The sequence below is a fragment of the Alteromonas sp. BL110 genome (genome assembly GCF_003443615.1).
Lineage (GTDB): Bacteria > Pseudomonadota > Gammaproteobacteria > Enterobacterales > Alteromonadaceae > Alteromonas.
On record NZ_CP031967.1, the window covers coordinates 283,267 to 298,021 of the forward strand.

Here is a 14,755-nt window from a genome sequence, read left to right on the forward strand (position 1 = left end):
CTAGCCTATTTCAAAACGTATTACTAAGGGTGAAAATAATTACATACACACAAACTTGCTCAATTCCTAATAAAGAGGCTACGCCAAATTATTTTCCAAATCTTCCCGCTCTTAGTACAGTACACCAAACAATAAAGCACACTATAAAATGAGAAAAAACCGTTTCCCCACGAATGCCAATGAACCTGTTAAATGGCATGTTCTTTCGCAGCTTTGGCCTTATCTTCTCGAGTTTAAGCAGCGCGTATTTTTAGCCTTGCTGTGCCTAGTAGCAGCAAAGCTTGCCAGTATCGGCTTACCCTATGTGCTGAAGTACACAGTCGATAGCTTAAATGGCGATTTAACTACGCTAGCTTTGTCGGTTCCTATTAGCTTAATCGTCGCCTACGGAACGCTGCGCTTACTGAATGTTTTACTAGGCGAAGTGCGAGATACGCTATTTGGTCGCGTTACTGAGCGCGCCATGCGCCGTCTAGGGCTTAAGGTTTTTAAGCATCTACACAATCTAGACTTAGGTTTTCATCTAAATCGACGTACAGGCGGATTGTCGCGAGATATCGAGCGCGGCACCAACGGCGTTAGCTTTTTAATGCGCTTTATGGTGTTTAATATCGTCCCTACCCTATTGGAGATCGCCCTTGTAGTTGGCTTGCTCTTATTCCAGTTCGGCGTATCTTTCGCGCTGATAATTGTGCTTAGCGTAGTGGCCTATATTGGTTTTTCGATGAAGGCTACTGACTGGCGCACCCGTTTTGTCACACAAATGAACGAAGCAGACTCAACCACCAACTCAAGAGCGGTAGACAGTCTGCTTAATTTTGAAACTGTAAAATATTTCAATAACGAATCATTTGAAGCCAACCGGTACGATACCGACTTAGCTGCCTGGGAAAAGGCGCGAAGGAAGAACCGCTTATCGCTATTTGCACTAAACGGTGGTCAAGCCGCTATCATTGCCATTGCCATGACTTCAATGATGGCAAACGCTGCTTTTGGCGTCATGAATGGCGAGATGACCATAGGCGACTTTGTACTCATCAACGCCTTCACCATGCAGATTTTTATGCCCTTGAATTTTTTGGGTTTTGTATACCGTGAAATTCGTGGCAGCCTTGCCAATATCGATAAGTTATTCGACCTTCTATCTCAAAACCCAGCTATTAGCGATGCAGAAGACGCCACCGAATTAACCTGCGTTAACCCAGCACTACGTTTTAATAATGTGCATTTCGCCTATAACGAAAATAGGCAAATATTAAACGGATTGAGCTTTGATGTACCGCCTGGAGCCAAAGTAGCAGTAGTAGGCGAAAGCGGCGCGGGAAAATCTACGCTAATGAAGTTACTTTTCCGTTTTTACGACCCTCAACAAGGCAGCATTACCATTGACGGAAACAATATTGCCTCGCTTACGCAACAAAGCCTGCGCTCACATATCGGTATTGTTCCCCAAGACACGGTACTGTTTAACACCACATTGCTAGAAAATATTCGCTACGGTAACCCTGATGCCAGCGATGAAGATATTAAACAAGTAATTAAACTTGCACACCTTGAAACCTTTGTAGAAAGCCTGCCTGATAAGCTAGAAACAACCGTAGGTGAACGAGGACTAAAGCTTTCTGGCGGCGAAAAGCAGCGTGTATCTATCGCACGAGCCTTGCTTAAAGGTGCGCCTATAATGATTTTCGACGAGGCTACCAGCTCGTTAGACAGCACGTCAGAAAGGGCAATTTTGTCTGCCTTGCGCGATGCAGCGAAGGGACATACTAGTTTGGTCATTGCCCATAGACTGTCCACTATTGTTGATGCCGACAAGATCCTCGTACTAAAAAACGGTACCATAGTAGAGCAAGGGACACACACTTACTTGCTGGAACAAGGCGGTGAATATGCAACCCTATGGCAAGCTCAACAGCGTGAAGATGTAGATACAAATACAGATAAAGATGTAAAAGGTAGTTAATAGATGGACCCGACGCTTATGAAAGCCGCCATTAATCAAGTGATGCCGTTCGGAAAATATGCGGGAAGACGCCTCTTCCATTTACCTGAGCCTTACCTGGTTTGGTTTCACAAACAGGGCTTCCCTGAAAACAAGTTAGGTGAACAGCTCGCTTTAATGTATGAAATAAAGTTAAACGGCTTAGAATCTGTTGTAGAGCCCCTTTTAGATGATGACTAGCAAGAGTCTTATGACGACAACTGCTTTATGACGGGCATTACCTTATTTCCGTAGTTTTTATTGTGGTTGCCAAGTTATATAGGTGGTGATAACAATCTTAAATTCTGTTATTCCCTGACTTTATAGTTGGTTTAACCGCGTGAATAAGGCAAGGGGCAAGATAAAAAGCGCTATAAACCGATAACTCAACACCGTATTTTCAACGTAAATACGACCCGCGATAGACTCACCAACACAGCAAGAAGATTTATGTTTGCAAGACCCAGAAAGCAACGTCGAAGTGACGTAAACGAACGCATCAAAAAAATTCACAGCGCCATCGCTGACAAGTTGCTGTCTCATCCAGAGCTTTTTGAACAAGCCGAACACACTTTAGAAACTCGGTATAAAAACAAAATGATGCGTTATGGTAGCTACCTGCTTTGGAAAGGAATCATTGAGGCCCGCAGTGAACCCGACGTATTCAAAGCGCTATTGTTAGCCGATGATGAGCGCACAGCCAATTTAAGAAGAGAAACCATTTTCACTGGAATTTTAAGTGAAGAAGAAAGACAGCAAGTGTTATAAAAAAACGGGCAGCGTTTGTTTCGCTGCCCGTTTGTAAGTCTTACTACTATTTACGCATTACGCAGATGATCAGCCACTAAGAACGCCATTTCAAGCACTTGGTCCGCATTTAGGCGCGGATCGCATTGTGTCTTATATGCTTGTGCTAAATCATCATCGCTAATTTGATAAGCGCCACCAGTACATTCCGTTACGTGCTGGCCAGTCATTTCAAGGTGAATACCACCAGCGTGCGTACCTTCTGATTCATGCGCTTGGAAGAACTGTTTAATTTCTTTCAAGATTGCATCGAAGTTACGGGTTTTATAGCCGCTAGATGCCGAGAACGTGTTGCCATGCATTGGGTCAGAACTCCACACGACATGCCTACCTTCCGCTTTTACTTTACGCAGTAAGCGTGGCAAGTTGTCAGCTAAGTTATCGGCTCCCATCCGCGTAATAAGCGTTAAACGCCCAGGGTCGTTTAGCGGGTTAAGCGCATCGATTAAACGAATAAGCTCGTCTTCCTGCATGCTTGGTCCTACTTTCACACCAATTGGGTTGTGAATACCACGGAAGAACTCGACGTGCGCATGATCTAGCTGACGAGTACGCTCGCCAATCCACACCATATGCGCAGAGCAGTCGTAAGGCTTGCCGGTAAGCGTATCAATACGCGTAAGCGCCTGTTCGTAGTTTAAAAGCAAGGCTTCGTGCGACGTAAACAGCGAGGTTTCATGAAGCGTAGAGCTAGTTTGTGCGTTAATGCCAATAACATCCATAAACTCAAGCGTATCTTGAATACGGTTGGCCATATCCGAATAACGCTCTTTAAGCGGGCTGTTTTCAACAAACGCCATGTTCCAACGGTTCACTTCGTGAAGGTCGGCCAAACCACCTTGGGCAAATGCGCGAAGAAGGTTCAACGTTGAAGCACTGCGGTGGTACGCTTCTAACAAGCGATCAGGGTCAGGTCGACGTGCTGCTTCGGTAAACTCAAAGTTATTAATGATATCGCCGCGATAGCTTGGCAAGGTCACGTCACCACGAGTTTCAAAATCTGATGAACGGGGCTTGGCGTACTGGCCTGCCATGCGTGCAACCTTAGTTACCGGGCAGCGACCAGCAAAAGTAAGCACAATCGCCATTTGAAGGATAACTTTAAAGGTATCGCGAATTTTAGGGGCGTTAAACTCGTCAAACGACTCTGCGCAGTCACCGCCTTGTAAAAGAAAGCCTTTACCCAAGCTTACTTCACCTAGCTGACGTCTAAGTTCACGGGCTTCTGCGGCGAATACTAATGGAGGATAAGAACTTAGCGTTTGCTCTACTTCTTTTAAACGTACTTTGTCATCGTACTGTGGTTGCTGAAGAATAGGTTTATTTCTCCAACTGTCTACTTGCCAATTACTCAACGGTGTTCTCCTGAATAAAAAACGTAGGGCAAACGTTTTACTGAAAATAGTTATTGAAACGTAATGCTTCAAATAAAAAGACTGTAGCGCGCTTCACAGTATGCCTGTAGTGCATTTTTATAATCAGCCTAATGTGAAAATATGAATCTAAAAAATGTGGTTGCACTTTACCACATTTATTCTAAGGAAATAGGTGCGCAAACTTGAATTTCTAGAAAGTTATCGTGCTTGCTTATAGCAAAATGGCATTCGAACACATTCTCAAGGTTTGCCTGGGTCACTACGTCTTGTGGCTCTCCCAGCGCGACCATACAGCCTTTCTGCATTAACCATAGACTATCGCAATAGTTTGCGCTAAGTGCGATATCGTGAGAAGTCATAAGTATTGTATTTCCTTTACTACAAAGGAACTTCACCAAGCTAGCCAGTGCGTATTGATGCCTAATATCAAGCCCCTGCAGAGGCTCATCTAAATAGGCAATGCCCTCTCCACGCTCTAACTGCGGCCAAATTTGCAGTAGCGCTCGACAAATTTCTACCCGTTGGCGCTCGCCACCAGAAAGCTGAGTAAGAATTTTGTTCAAAAAGCCAGACACTTCAAGGGCTTTTTCTAGAACCCCAGGAATAAACGAGGGTTGTTTAGCTGTTGTATAAAAGCTTAAATATTCCTTTACCGAAAGGTGAAAACCACTTTCGCTTTGCTGAGCTAGCAAAGTACGTACGCTGGCAAGTGCGGCAAGAGACCAATTATCCATTGGCTTGCTATGAAGCGACACTTTACCTTCATCAGCATCAATAAGACCCGCAAGGGTAAGTAGCAGCGTTGTCTTCCCTGCCCCATTTGGCCCTATGATATGAATACATTCGCCCTTTTTCGCGTTTAAGCCTTCCACCCAAAGTCGCGAACCAACCCTAACGTTTTCTAGGCTTAAAATCACTGCGGTATCCGAAGCGCTTTCGCTAGTGCTCATATTTGTGCTAAAGCTAGCCGCATGACGTTCATCTTTGCTTGTGTCTCCGATGCCGCAAGAATCAAGTTGTTTTTGTGTAAAAGGATTCGGTGTCGTCATTTTATCAGCCTTTAAGCTGGCCTTTTGCCAGTGCCCATATAAGCAACGGGCCACCTAACGTTGCTGTAATCATAGAGACAGGAAGTGTAATGGCGCGAGTCATTTCTGAACTTAGCGCTACCAGCATTAAAAGACTTGCACCACTTAACGCACTTAAGGGCAACAAATAGCGATTATTATGCCCTATGATCAATCGCAAAATATGGGGTATTAATAAGCCTACAAACGCGATAGACCCAGCCATCGATACCGCCGTACCCACCGCGATAGCACAGACGATAAGAGAACGTTCGGTAACTTTTTCTACGTCCACACCGCTACTTTTAGCCGCAAGTTCACCGGCATATAGCTTGTTTAAATCGCCAGCGAAAATAAGCTGTAAACCTACAGCTATAACTATCAACGGGCCTCCAACCGATAAAATTAACCAGTTAGTTTGGTATAAGCTGCCCATTAGCCAAAAAGTGAGGTTACGAAGGGCATTAGCGTCGCTGAACATATAAAGCCAGGCAATAACAGCCCCACTAAGAGTCGATATGGCAATACCAGCCAGAATTACCGCAGTGGAGGAGCCCAGCAATTTCCTAGCTAAACGGTAAATAACAAAAGTAGATAACAATGCCCCCACAAAGCACCCAAAGGGCAGTAAGTAATGCAGGTACGCTGAAGCCCATTGAGGCGTTAACAGAAGCAATAGTGCGGCAACCAAACTTGCCCCGCTGGTGATGCCTATGATTCCTGGGTCGGCAAGTGGGTTTCGCAGTACCACCTGCAATGTGGCGCCACTAACGGAAAGTGCCGCCCCTACTAGGCATGCGGTAAGTATAAGCGGTATTTGAAGCTGAACGATAATGTGCTGCTTTAAGTCAGCAGCAGTGCTAGAAAGCCCTGTCACGCCAATGATACCCACCACGCCAACGACTAGCGAACAAAGTAGCGTTAATACAACCAAAGAGACGGCTGTGCGTTTAGTTTCTGAGGTTCTCAAAATCGGTTCTCTATTTGTCTCTCAACGTTAGCGCTAAGTGCGGTTTCTCAATTTTGGCTTAAAAATAAGGCTTCCGCTTATAATTACTGGGCTTGTTTAATATGCGCAATCAAGCCATCCGACGCTTCTTCAATTAGGTCTAACACCAGCTCAAAGCCGCGCTTTCCTCCGTAGTATGGGTCAGGTACTTCTTTGTCTTCCACATCTGCAAAGTCCAAAAATAGCTTAATCTTTTCCTGATACTGGCTAGGCGCCATGCCGAGAAGATTTTTGAAGTTGCTGTTATCCATGGCTAAAATATAGTCGAAGCGCTCAAAGTCACTTTCATCGACCCGTCGACATTTAAGCCCCTTAAAACTGTAACCTCGCTCTACCCCAGCCGCCTGTGAACGCTTATCTGCGGGTTTCCCAATGTGGTAGCCATGGGTTCCGGCAGACTCGATATAAATATTGAGGCCGGCCTCGCTCGCTTTACGTTTAAATACAGCTTCAGCGGTTGGAGAACGGCAAATATTACCCAAACACACGAACAACACCGATGTAGATTGTTTCATTCAAAATCCTATTTAAATGCAGTGACGGAGCGCGACTAAACTTTATGCTCAGTTTCGCGTATGATACGCCGTCAGAAAAATTGTGGAGTTAGTATGACCGCACATGTACTTATGCTAAGTAGCTCTCGCCAAGGCGACGAAGCTTACCTAGAGCACGCTAGAGCGCTTATTTTTGCACACTTAGGCGAAATTCGCGACATTCTATTTGTTCCTTACGCAGCTGTAACTCAATCTTACGACAGTTATGTAGATGCTGTTGCTGCTGCTCTGCCAGAATGCAATGTTACTGGGCTACATACCGTTGAAGATCCGGTTGCCGCGGTAAATAACGCAAAGAAAAACGGCCAAGCTATTGTGGTAGGTGGTGGAAATACCTTTCACCTGCTTTCAACACTTTATGCGAACGCGCTTATTGTACCAATAAAGCATGCCATCGCCGATTGCACACCCTATATAGGCTGGAGTGCAGGCTCTAATATATGTGGTCAATCAATTAGAACCACTAATGATATGCCTATTATTGAGCCGCCTAGTTTTGATGCACTAGATATCGTGCCGTTCCAGTTGAACCCGCACTACACCGATTATCAGCCTCCTGGCCATAACGGTGAAACCCGGGATCAGCGATTGGAAGAGTTTACTACGCTAAACCCAACCACACCGGTAGTGGCTATCCGTGAAGGTACGGCGCTGCGTCTTTGTGATAACCAACTTACTTTAGTCGGCGAAAAAGACGGCTTCATCTTCTTAGGTGAAGAAAAAACGCCAATTAATTCAGGTGATGATTTAACTTATTTGCTTGATAGCGGCGAATAGCGCCTCTTCATCAGGCTCACGCTGGTAGGGAATTTCCGCCAGCAGCGGTTCGGGTAACATGGCTTTAAGAGAATGCAGGTTTTCCTGGTATCGCGTCATGTTACCTGTGATGTCGTTGGCCACCCACCCTTTTATAGTCAACCCATCAGCCCGTATTGCTTCTGCGCTTAATAGCGCATGGTTTAAGCAACCTAGTCGCATACCCACAACTAAAATCACGTCCATGTTGAGCGCTTTCACAACGTCGGAAAGATAATACGTAGGTTTATACTCATCACCTAGCGTTAAGGGTAATCGCCACCCACCTGCGCCCTCCATTAACAGAAGGTCTGGTTGATAGGCATGCAGCTTATCAAGTCCTTGCGCAATATTTTCAAAGGTTAACGCCACGCCCTCTTCAAGTGCAGCGATATGTGGCGCAATGGGCGGCCTTAATGCGATAGGATTTATTTGATGTAAAGGAAGTGTCTGTCCACTTTCTTCGTTTTTCTCCCTCGCGTTTTCTCGCTTCTTATCTCCTACACTACTAACAGCTTTGTTTTCGCGTATTTTGGAACATGCTTTTTGTATATTTAGCGCATCTTCGTTAACCCACTCACCGTTGACCTGCTCACAACCAGCTGAAATAGGTTTATAGCCGATGCAGGTAAGCGATGCCTGCTGCGCGGCTTTTAATAATTGGCAGGTGACATAGGTTTTTCCTACCTCTGTGTCGGTACCGGTAATGAAATACTGTTTCATCGTTTTTCTAACCTAAAATGACTCACGCGGTAGGTAAGCGGTAACTTACTTTCTAAATTACTCATGTTGCTGTAAGCCATGGCTAATTTTTTAATATCTCGGCGGGTGAGCGGAGGTTGTTTACGTCCAGTTTCACCTGCACCCACACCTTTCACAGAGCGCAATAGCGACATAATATCTTGGTGAGTATCTACATAATCTTTGGTTATAACTCGTTGTAAGCGAAGTCCGGATTGCTTAAACCCGCTTACCCACTGTGCGGTTGTCGGCATGTAAGTGTCCGCTTGCGGGAGTTGCGCCACTTTACGCGCGGTTTTAAGCTCATCAAAAGAGCCCGACACCATAATAGCCAGCTCAGCGATACCATCCTGTTTAAGCACTCGCGCGATCTCGCTGCCCACGAGGTTGGTGTCACTCGCCCATTGTAGCGCCATGGACGAAAACACCGTTGAAAACGTGTTTTCACAGAAGGGCAAGTCAACGGCGCTTCCTTTTACGAAAAAAGGGCCAAAAATGGGGTCAGAGTACTTTTTTTGTGCCTGCGCCAACATACCCTCAGCAATGTCTACTCCTGTTACAACTGCGCCTTTTTTTGAAAGCGCCAGTGTATGAATACCTGTGCCACAGCCGATATCGAGCGCCTCGTCTTGCAAAGCGCTAGGCAAGTTTGCCAACGCTTGCTCGGCAATAATACGCTGAATATTCGCAATACTATTGTACCGCGCTGCTGCTTTTGAAAATCTATATGCTACGCTCTGCTCACTAACTTTTCGTGTGGTAACCGCGTTTTTAGCTTTGCCGGTACCGTTAGCTGATACAGCAACAGCGGAATTACAAGACTCTGCTACAAAAGCGTCTTCATTATCAGGAAGCACTCTTGCCGTACCACTTAATGTCTTACCTTCCAAAGGTTTCAATGACTCTGTCAATGAAGCTGATTTTGCAGCTGGGCTTGCCAACATCTTTACATCTCATTCTGGTTTACGGATTTTGGGGCGGTTAAGGCACTCATCGTGCTTTATGCTCCCCCTTTAACAGACGGTTCACTTAACCCACCGCACGATAGCTCGTTTAAACCATTTAGTGACAACTCAAGGGCGTCAATTAATACGTCGATATCTTGGGCCCTATGATTTGCGGTTAAGGTTATGCGCAGCCTGTCTTGGTTTTTCGGTACTGTAGGTTGCCGGATAGCGGTTGCCCAAATTCCTCGTTGTTTTAAACCTTCACTTAACGCAACGGCACGCTCGGGGCTGCCGACAATAACGGGCTGAATAGCGCTTTGCGAGGCTCCCAAGGTGATAGTTCCCAAGGTGATATGGTCTGAATTATCGCTTTCCTTGTTCGTATTGAGTGTCTGTCCAAAACGTTTTTGGAACGACTCTCTAAAATAGGAAATATTCTTGATAAGCAACTCGCGACGAGCGGTATCGCTGGCAATATGGGTAAGTGAATATAAGGTTGCGACTGCTTGTGCTGGAGGCATGGCAGTGGAATACACATAGTGTTTAGAAAAATTCACCAGATAATCAATTAAAGTTTGGCTTCCGGCAATAAATGCTCCTGCTGTGCCTACCGCTTTACCGAACGTTCCCATAACAACTGGAACCTGTTGTTGGCTTAGGTTGTGTGCTTCAACAGTGCCAAAACCATTATCGCCTAAAATCCCCATGCCATGTGCATCGTCTAACATAAACCATGCATTGTATTTTGAGGCGATATCAGCCATGTCTTTGCAAGGCGCAACATCACCGTCCATGCTAAACACGCCTTCGCTGGCAATAAGAATATCTTGTTGGCTTAATTTAAAATTAGCTTCAGCTTCAATTTCGCTATGCTTATCCGCAGCCAGAATAGGGTTATTGCAAACACTCGAAAGTACGCTATCTAAATGGTTCAGATCATTATGCCTAAAGCGGCGAAGCTTAGCGCTTTGAGAAACACACTGCGCCCCTTCTAAAAACGACGCGTGCATAAGCTTGTCAGCAATAATATGCCCTGACGCCCCGCTTCTTCCGGCGTGAGGAATGTGAGGGAAAAGTGCCATACACAAAGCTTGATTGGCGGCAAAGCCGGAGTTAAATAACAGTGCTGCTTCACGGTTTAAACCATCGGCAATATAAGCTTCAACAGCTAAATGAGCCTGCGTATGCCCCGTTACCAAGGGCGATGCACCGCTGCCCCCACCAAATTGCGCCAACCCTTCAACCCAACTTTGCAATACGCCTTCATGCTGCCGCATTCCTAGATAATCGTTGCTCGAAAAATTAAGGTAGTGCTCACCATTAATACAAATAATGCTGTCTTTCTCGTACTGCTGGCAGTGACGCTGGCGCAGCAAGCCTTCTTGAGCGCTCGCGCTCAATGAATCGCCTAACCAATTAAAGGCCATTACGCCTCCGTTAATTGCTGTTTCTTTGCCGCTACCTTAGGCTTGGTTGCATCGATAAACAAGTCGTTGCTGTCGTCAGCCTGCTCTTGTTGCTGTGCGATCTCTTCTTCTAACACTTGTTGATGCGCTTCATCAGAATAATCTCGCGTACGCTCAGTGTTGATACCAAGCTTTTTGAACAGCATGACATCTTCATGAGTATCAGGATTAGAGGTGGTTAACAGTTTGCAGCCATAGAATATGGAATTAGCTCCCGCCATAAAGCACAGCGCCTGCATTTGCTCGTTCATGGCCTCACGTCCCGCCGACAGGCGTACGTGTGACTTAGGCATCATAATGCGGGCAACAGCAATGGTGCGAATGAACTCAAAATAGTCCAGGTCTTCTACACTATCTAGCGGCGTACCTTTAACTTTTACCAACATATTAATAGGCACACTCTGCGGCTGTTCGGGAAGGTTAGCTAGCTGCACCAGCATACTGGCGCGGTCGCTCACCGTTTCTCCCATGCCCACAATGCCACCTGAGCAAACATTCATACCCGCAGCCCGAACATTTTCCAACGTATTTAGGCGGTCTTGATATGTACGGGTGGTAATAATATCGCCGTAGTATTCCGGCGAGGTGTCTAGGTTGTGGTTATAGTAATCCAAGCCCGCTTGTTTTAACGCAACCGCTTGGTCACGGGTTAACATACCCAGCGTCATACAGGTTTCCAGTCCTAGGCTTTTTACCTCTTCAACCATTTTCAAAATATAAGGCATATCTCTGTCGCGGGGATTACGCCATGCGGCCCCCATACAAAAACGGGTAGAGCCGACTTGTTTTGCTTCTTTTGCTCGCTGGATGACCTTCTCAATTTCCAACAGCCGCTCTTTTTCAAGCCCCGTATCATAACGAGCGCTTTGTGGGCAGTACTTGCAGTCTTCAGGGCATGCACCGGTTTTAATCGACAAAAGCGTGCTAACCTGCACTTCATTAGGATTAAAATACTGTCTATGCACCACTTGAGCATTAAACAGTAAATCATTAAATGGCATAGCAAACAAAGCTTCGACTTCGGCTTTGCTCCAATCGTTTCGAATAGTTGTCGTTTGCGCAGAAGGCGCACTAGCCAGCGTCATTAACTGTCCTTTACTAATTATTATTGCTGGCTTAGTCTATGCCCCAATATCAAGTTGTCAACTCTGACCAATTCAAAACCTTTACCAATGGTTATTTTGTGAACAATATAGAATTTGATAAACAACACATTTGGCACCCTTATACCTCGGCGGTTAATCCTCTTCCCTGCTATGAAGTAGTTGGCGCAAAAGGCGCTGAGCTTACCTTGGCCACTGGTGAAATATTGGTAGACGGTATGTCTAGCTGGTGGGCCGCTATTCACGGTTACAACCATCCCGCGCTCAACGATGCAGCGCATCAGCAAATCGAAGCGTTTTCTCATGTAATGTTTGGCGGTATTACTCACCAGCCGGCGGTGGATTTATGTAAATCTTTACTTAGCATGGTGCCGGCCGGTTTAGAGCGAGTGTTTTTAGCTGACTCTGGCTCGGTGTCTGTTGAAGTCGCGATAAAAATGGCAATTCAGTATTGGGCGTGCCAAGGGCGCTCAGAGAAGTCGCGCATTGTTGCGCCGCGAAATGGCTACCACGGCGACACGTTCGCTGCAATGAGCGTGTGCGATCCAGTAAACGGTATGCATAGTTTATTTGAGGGTGTACTAAGTAAGCAGATTTTTGCGCCCGCCCCTCAAACTCGCTTTGGTCAAACTTTCAGTGAAGACGACATTCTTCCGCTAGAAGAGATTTTCGAGAAGCATCATAATTCTATGGCGGCGTTAATTTTAGAGCCTATCGTTCAAGGTGCAGGTGGCATGCGTATTTACCATCCTGAATACTTAAAACGCTGTCGTCAACTTTGTGATACCTATAATGTGCTTTTGATTTGCGATGAAATCGCTACTGGTTTCGGTCGTACGGGGAAGCTCTTCGCCTGTGAGCATGCCGGTATTTCGCCTGATATTCTGTGTTTAGGCAAAGCGATTACTGGCGGCTATATGACGTTAGCCGCTACTTTGTGCACCGAAGATGTCGCGCTAGGGGTTTGCCAAGGTGAACCCGGCGTCTTCATGCATGGACCAACTTATATGGGTAACCCGTTAGCCTGTGCAGTCGCCAACGCTAGCTTATCGTTAATTAACGAAAATCATTGGCAGCAGCAAGTTCCCAGTATTGAGAAACAATTACAATCCGAGTTGGCAAAATGTGCAGACTTACCTCGTGTTGCTGATGTAAGAGTGCTAGGCGCTATTGGGGTGGTTGAAACGGTAAATCCGGTCACTGTTGCCGAAATTCAACGCCATTTCGTCGAACAAGGGGTATGGATACGGCCATTTGGTAAACTGGTATACATTATGCCTCCCTATATCATATCTTCAGAACAACTAAGTAAGCTAACCCATGCGATTTACACAGCCTTGAGATAGCGTAAGAGGTTGTCACGCTAAACACTTACTTTTTGTCACATGAGATAAATTCAATGTCGGGAGCCCCTAGCGTTAAAAGACTTCTATAAACGAATTTTGGAAGTCAGCGATGAGAAGCGGGTCATTAATGGGTCGACAATACTGATTATTTTATAGCGAGTTTTTAAATGGTAGTGCGTGTTCTTGATAAAGTGGTCTTTGCAGTTTTATTCATTATTACACTGCAGGTACCTATTTTAGCGGATCACTACCGCCAATATTTGAACGGCTACTATGATGCACTAAGAGATGAAGTATCCAGTTCTTCTGTACTTGCTAAAGAGCATGGTTTTTCTTCTGTGGACGCTATGCTCGACAGCTTACAGAAAAATAGCGAGCCAGTAGTGCGTGAAAATGCATCCATGAAAGCGAGTCGTTTTGCACAGCTCACTACATTAGAACAAGGTATGAGAAAACTTGAACATGGCCACTACTTCGAAAAGCTGGTGTTTATGGCCTCGCCTTCTCAATACGGTACGTTAAATCGCGTACTTGATAATTTTAGTCCATCAGTACCGCTTACACCGTCGTCAATAGTCTTTAGCCTTGTTACCGCTATTTTGCTTAATTTATTAATTTGGACACCGCACTTTTGCTATTGTCAGGTCAAGAAAATCAAAGACAAACCCAAACGCTATTCCTATAGGTAGCGAACCCATTAAAGCTGCGCGTTTTGTATAACGACCAAAGTTGAATAGGCGCATGGACAAGCTTACTAAAGAAGCCTACTCAGTACTTTCTGAAGCTGATGGCTTTTCACAATTTTTCGACCGTGATGCCAAGGAAACATTCGCCGCAGCCGTAATGGCGATTATTGATGAGTTTGTGGTTAATGGTGACGTAAATCCCACCAGCTTAAGGTTAGAGCAGGTTCGCAATGAGCATCTGCTCTCTAATTCTCATTAAAGCTACCGCTTAAACGCATTTTTTATAAATGTGACTATAGATTAAATGAAGTTCCCATAACTTTAAGTCACTATAAACTTCTATCCACTTTGCCGTTTACTTTCCTAATCCCTTTTGCGCTTTTGCTTCTTCAGTGAGCGCTTTGACGCTGTAGAAAAATCATTTATTTCGCTTTTTATCGAATTTGGCATCGATAATGCAAAACTTTATTTAACGGTGAGACGCGAACTATTAACTTATCGTTTTAAAGGAAAAAAGAAACGTTTAATTATTAGCGACTTACCAAGACCAATTAGCAAAGGAGATACTATTATGCCAACAGATGCTCAATTATTGATCGGGAAAGTGTTGCAAATAAAAGACAAAATTATTGCAAAGCGTCATTGCATCCCAAGCGATCTAGAAGCGGAATGGGACAAATTAGATAAGAAAACTGCATGCTTTGAAAGTGAGGCGCTCTATAAAAGTGCAGTGAAAGGCCAAGAAATGAATAAGCATATCGATTATTCAGGCTCGGTAAAAGAATTGTCTCAACTGGTATCCCAGCTCAAAACTCTTAATAAAAAAGTTAACGTTACTCAAGTACATCACTAAGGCCTCGGGCACTTCTGCATG

16 protein-coding genes are annotated in these 14,755 nt (G+C 45.1%); 8 read left to right on the forward strand and 8 right to left on the reverse strand.

Going from position 1 to position 14,755, the window contains the following annotated elements:
* Nucleotides 1-148: 148 nt before the first annotated feature.
* From D1814_RS01290 to D1814_RS01300, 3 genes are all read left to right on the forward strand, one after another.
* Nucleotides 149-1,966, forward strand: coding sequence for an ABCB family ABC transporter ATP-binding protein/permease (locus D1814_RS01290; protein WP_118489745.1), 1,818 nt, complete (start codon nt 149-151; stop codon nt 1,964-1,966).
* Between the two features lie 3 nt (nt 1,967-1,969).
* Nucleotides 1,970-2,185, forward strand: coding sequence for a DUF3820 family protein (locus D1814_RS01295; protein WP_118489746.1), 216 nt, complete (start codon nt 1,970-1,972; stop codon nt 2,183-2,185).
* A gap of 249 nt (nt 2,186-2,434) precedes the next feature.
* Nucleotides 2,435-2,752: a hypothetical protein gene (locus D1814_RS01300; protein ID WP_118489747.1), complete on the forward strand. Its 318-nt coding sequence runs from the start codon at nt 2,435-2,437 to the stop codon at nt 2,750-2,752.
* A 50-nt stretch (nt 2,753-2,802) separates the two neighbouring features.
* Here D1814_RS01300 and D1814_RS01305 read toward each other — a convergent pair whose 3' ends face one another.
* The 4 genes from D1814_RS01305 to D1814_RS01320 all read right to left on the reverse strand — a co-directional run bounded on the left by D1814_RS01305 (nt 2,803) and on the right by D1814_RS01320 (nt 6,758).
* The gene (locus D1814_RS01305; protein ID WP_118489748.1) at nt 2,803-4,146 is read right to left on the reverse strand and encodes a class II 3-deoxy-7-phosphoheptulonate synthase; all 1,344 of its coding nucleotides are present in this window, start codon (nt 4,144-4,146) and stop codon (nt 2,803-2,805) included.
* A gap of 176 nt (nt 4,147-4,322) precedes the next feature.
* Nucleotides 4,323-5,117, reverse strand: a complete 795-nt coding sequence (locus D1814_RS01310; RefSeq protein WP_232369037.1) for an ABC transporter ATP-binding protein — start codon at nt 5,115-5,117, stop codon at nt 4,323-4,325.
* A gap of 103 nt (nt 5,118-5,220) precedes the next feature.
* Complete coding sequence (locus D1814_RS01315; RefSeq protein WP_118495272.1) at nt 5,221-6,168, reverse strand: FecCD family ABC transporter permease; 948 nt, start codon at nt 6,166-6,168, stop codon at nt 5,221-5,223.
* 119 nt (nt 6,169-6,287) lie between these two features.
* Entirely contained in the window at nt 6,288-6,758 is a 471-nt protein-coding gene (locus D1814_RS01320; RefSeq protein ID WP_118489750.1) for a low molecular weight protein-tyrosine-phosphatase, read from the reverse strand.
* 93 nt (nt 6,759-6,851) lie between these two features.
* Here D1814_RS01320 and pepE point away from each other — a divergent pair, with 93 nt between their 5' ends.
* Complete coding sequence (pepE, locus tag D1814_RS01325; RefSeq protein WP_118489751.1) at nt 6,852-7,574, forward strand: dipeptidase PepE; 723 nt, start codon at nt 6,852-6,854, stop codon at nt 7,572-7,574.
* Here pepE and bioD read toward each other — a convergent pair.
* From bioD to bioB, 4 genes are read right to left on the reverse strand one after another with little or no spacing between them, the layout of a single operon-like run.
* Nucleotides 7,545-8,315 (reverse strand): dethiobiotin synthase, encoded by a 771-nt coding sequence (gene bioD / locus D1814_RS01330; protein ID WP_118489752.1) that lies wholly within the window; start codon nt 8,313-8,315, stop codon nt 7,545-7,547. The genes pepE and bioD overlap by 30 nt on opposite strands.
* Nucleotides 8,312-9,277 (reverse strand): methyltransferase domain-containing protein, encoded by a 966-nt coding sequence (locus D1814_RS01335; RefSeq protein WP_118489753.1) that lies wholly within the window; start codon nt 9,275-9,277, stop codon nt 8,312-8,314. Before D1814_RS01335 ends, bioD begins: the two co-directional genes overlap by 4 nt.
* 56 nt (nt 9,278-9,333) lie before the next feature.
* Nucleotides 9,334-10,707, reverse strand: coding sequence for an aminotransferase class I/II-fold pyridoxal phosphate-dependent enzyme (locus D1814_RS01340; protein ID WP_118489754.1), 1,374 nt, complete (start codon nt 10,705-10,707; stop codon nt 9,334-9,336).
* The gene (gene bioB / locus D1814_RS01345) at nt 10,707-11,831 is read right to left on the reverse strand and encodes a biotin synthase BioB (protein ID WP_118489755.1); all 1,125 of its coding nucleotides are present in this window, start codon (nt 11,829-11,831) and stop codon (nt 10,707-10,709) included. Before bioB ends, D1814_RS01340 begins: the two co-directional genes overlap by 1 nt.
* 98 nt (nt 11,832-11,929) lie before the next feature.
* Between bioB and bioA the strand changes: the two genes are divergently transcribed.
* From bioA to D1814_RS01365, 4 genes are all read left to right on the forward strand, one after another.
* Complete coding sequence (bioA, locus tag D1814_RS01350; RefSeq protein WP_118495273.1) at nt 11,930-13,195, forward strand: adenosylmethionine--8-amino-7-oxononanoate transaminase; 1,266 nt, start codon at nt 11,930-11,932, stop codon at nt 13,193-13,195.
* Nucleotides 13,196-13,362: 167 nt separating this feature from the next.
* Nucleotides 13,363-13,884, forward strand: a complete 522-nt coding sequence (locus D1814_RS01355; protein ID WP_118489756.1) for a DUF2937 family protein — start codon at nt 13,363-13,365, stop codon at nt 13,882-13,884.
* A 52-nt stretch (nt 13,885-13,936) separates the two neighbouring features.
* Nucleotides 13,937-14,140: a hypothetical protein gene (locus D1814_RS01360; RefSeq protein ID WP_118489757.1), complete on the forward strand. Its 204-nt coding sequence runs from the start codon at nt 13,937-13,939 to the stop codon at nt 14,138-14,140.
* Between the two features lie 312 nt (nt 14,141-14,452).
* On the forward strand, nt 14,453-14,734 hold the full coding sequence (locus D1814_RS01365) for a hypothetical protein (RefSeq protein ID WP_025254664.1): 282 nt from the start codon (nt 14,453-14,455) through the stop codon (nt 14,732-14,734).
* Nucleotides 14,735-14,755 lie beyond the last annotated feature (21 nt).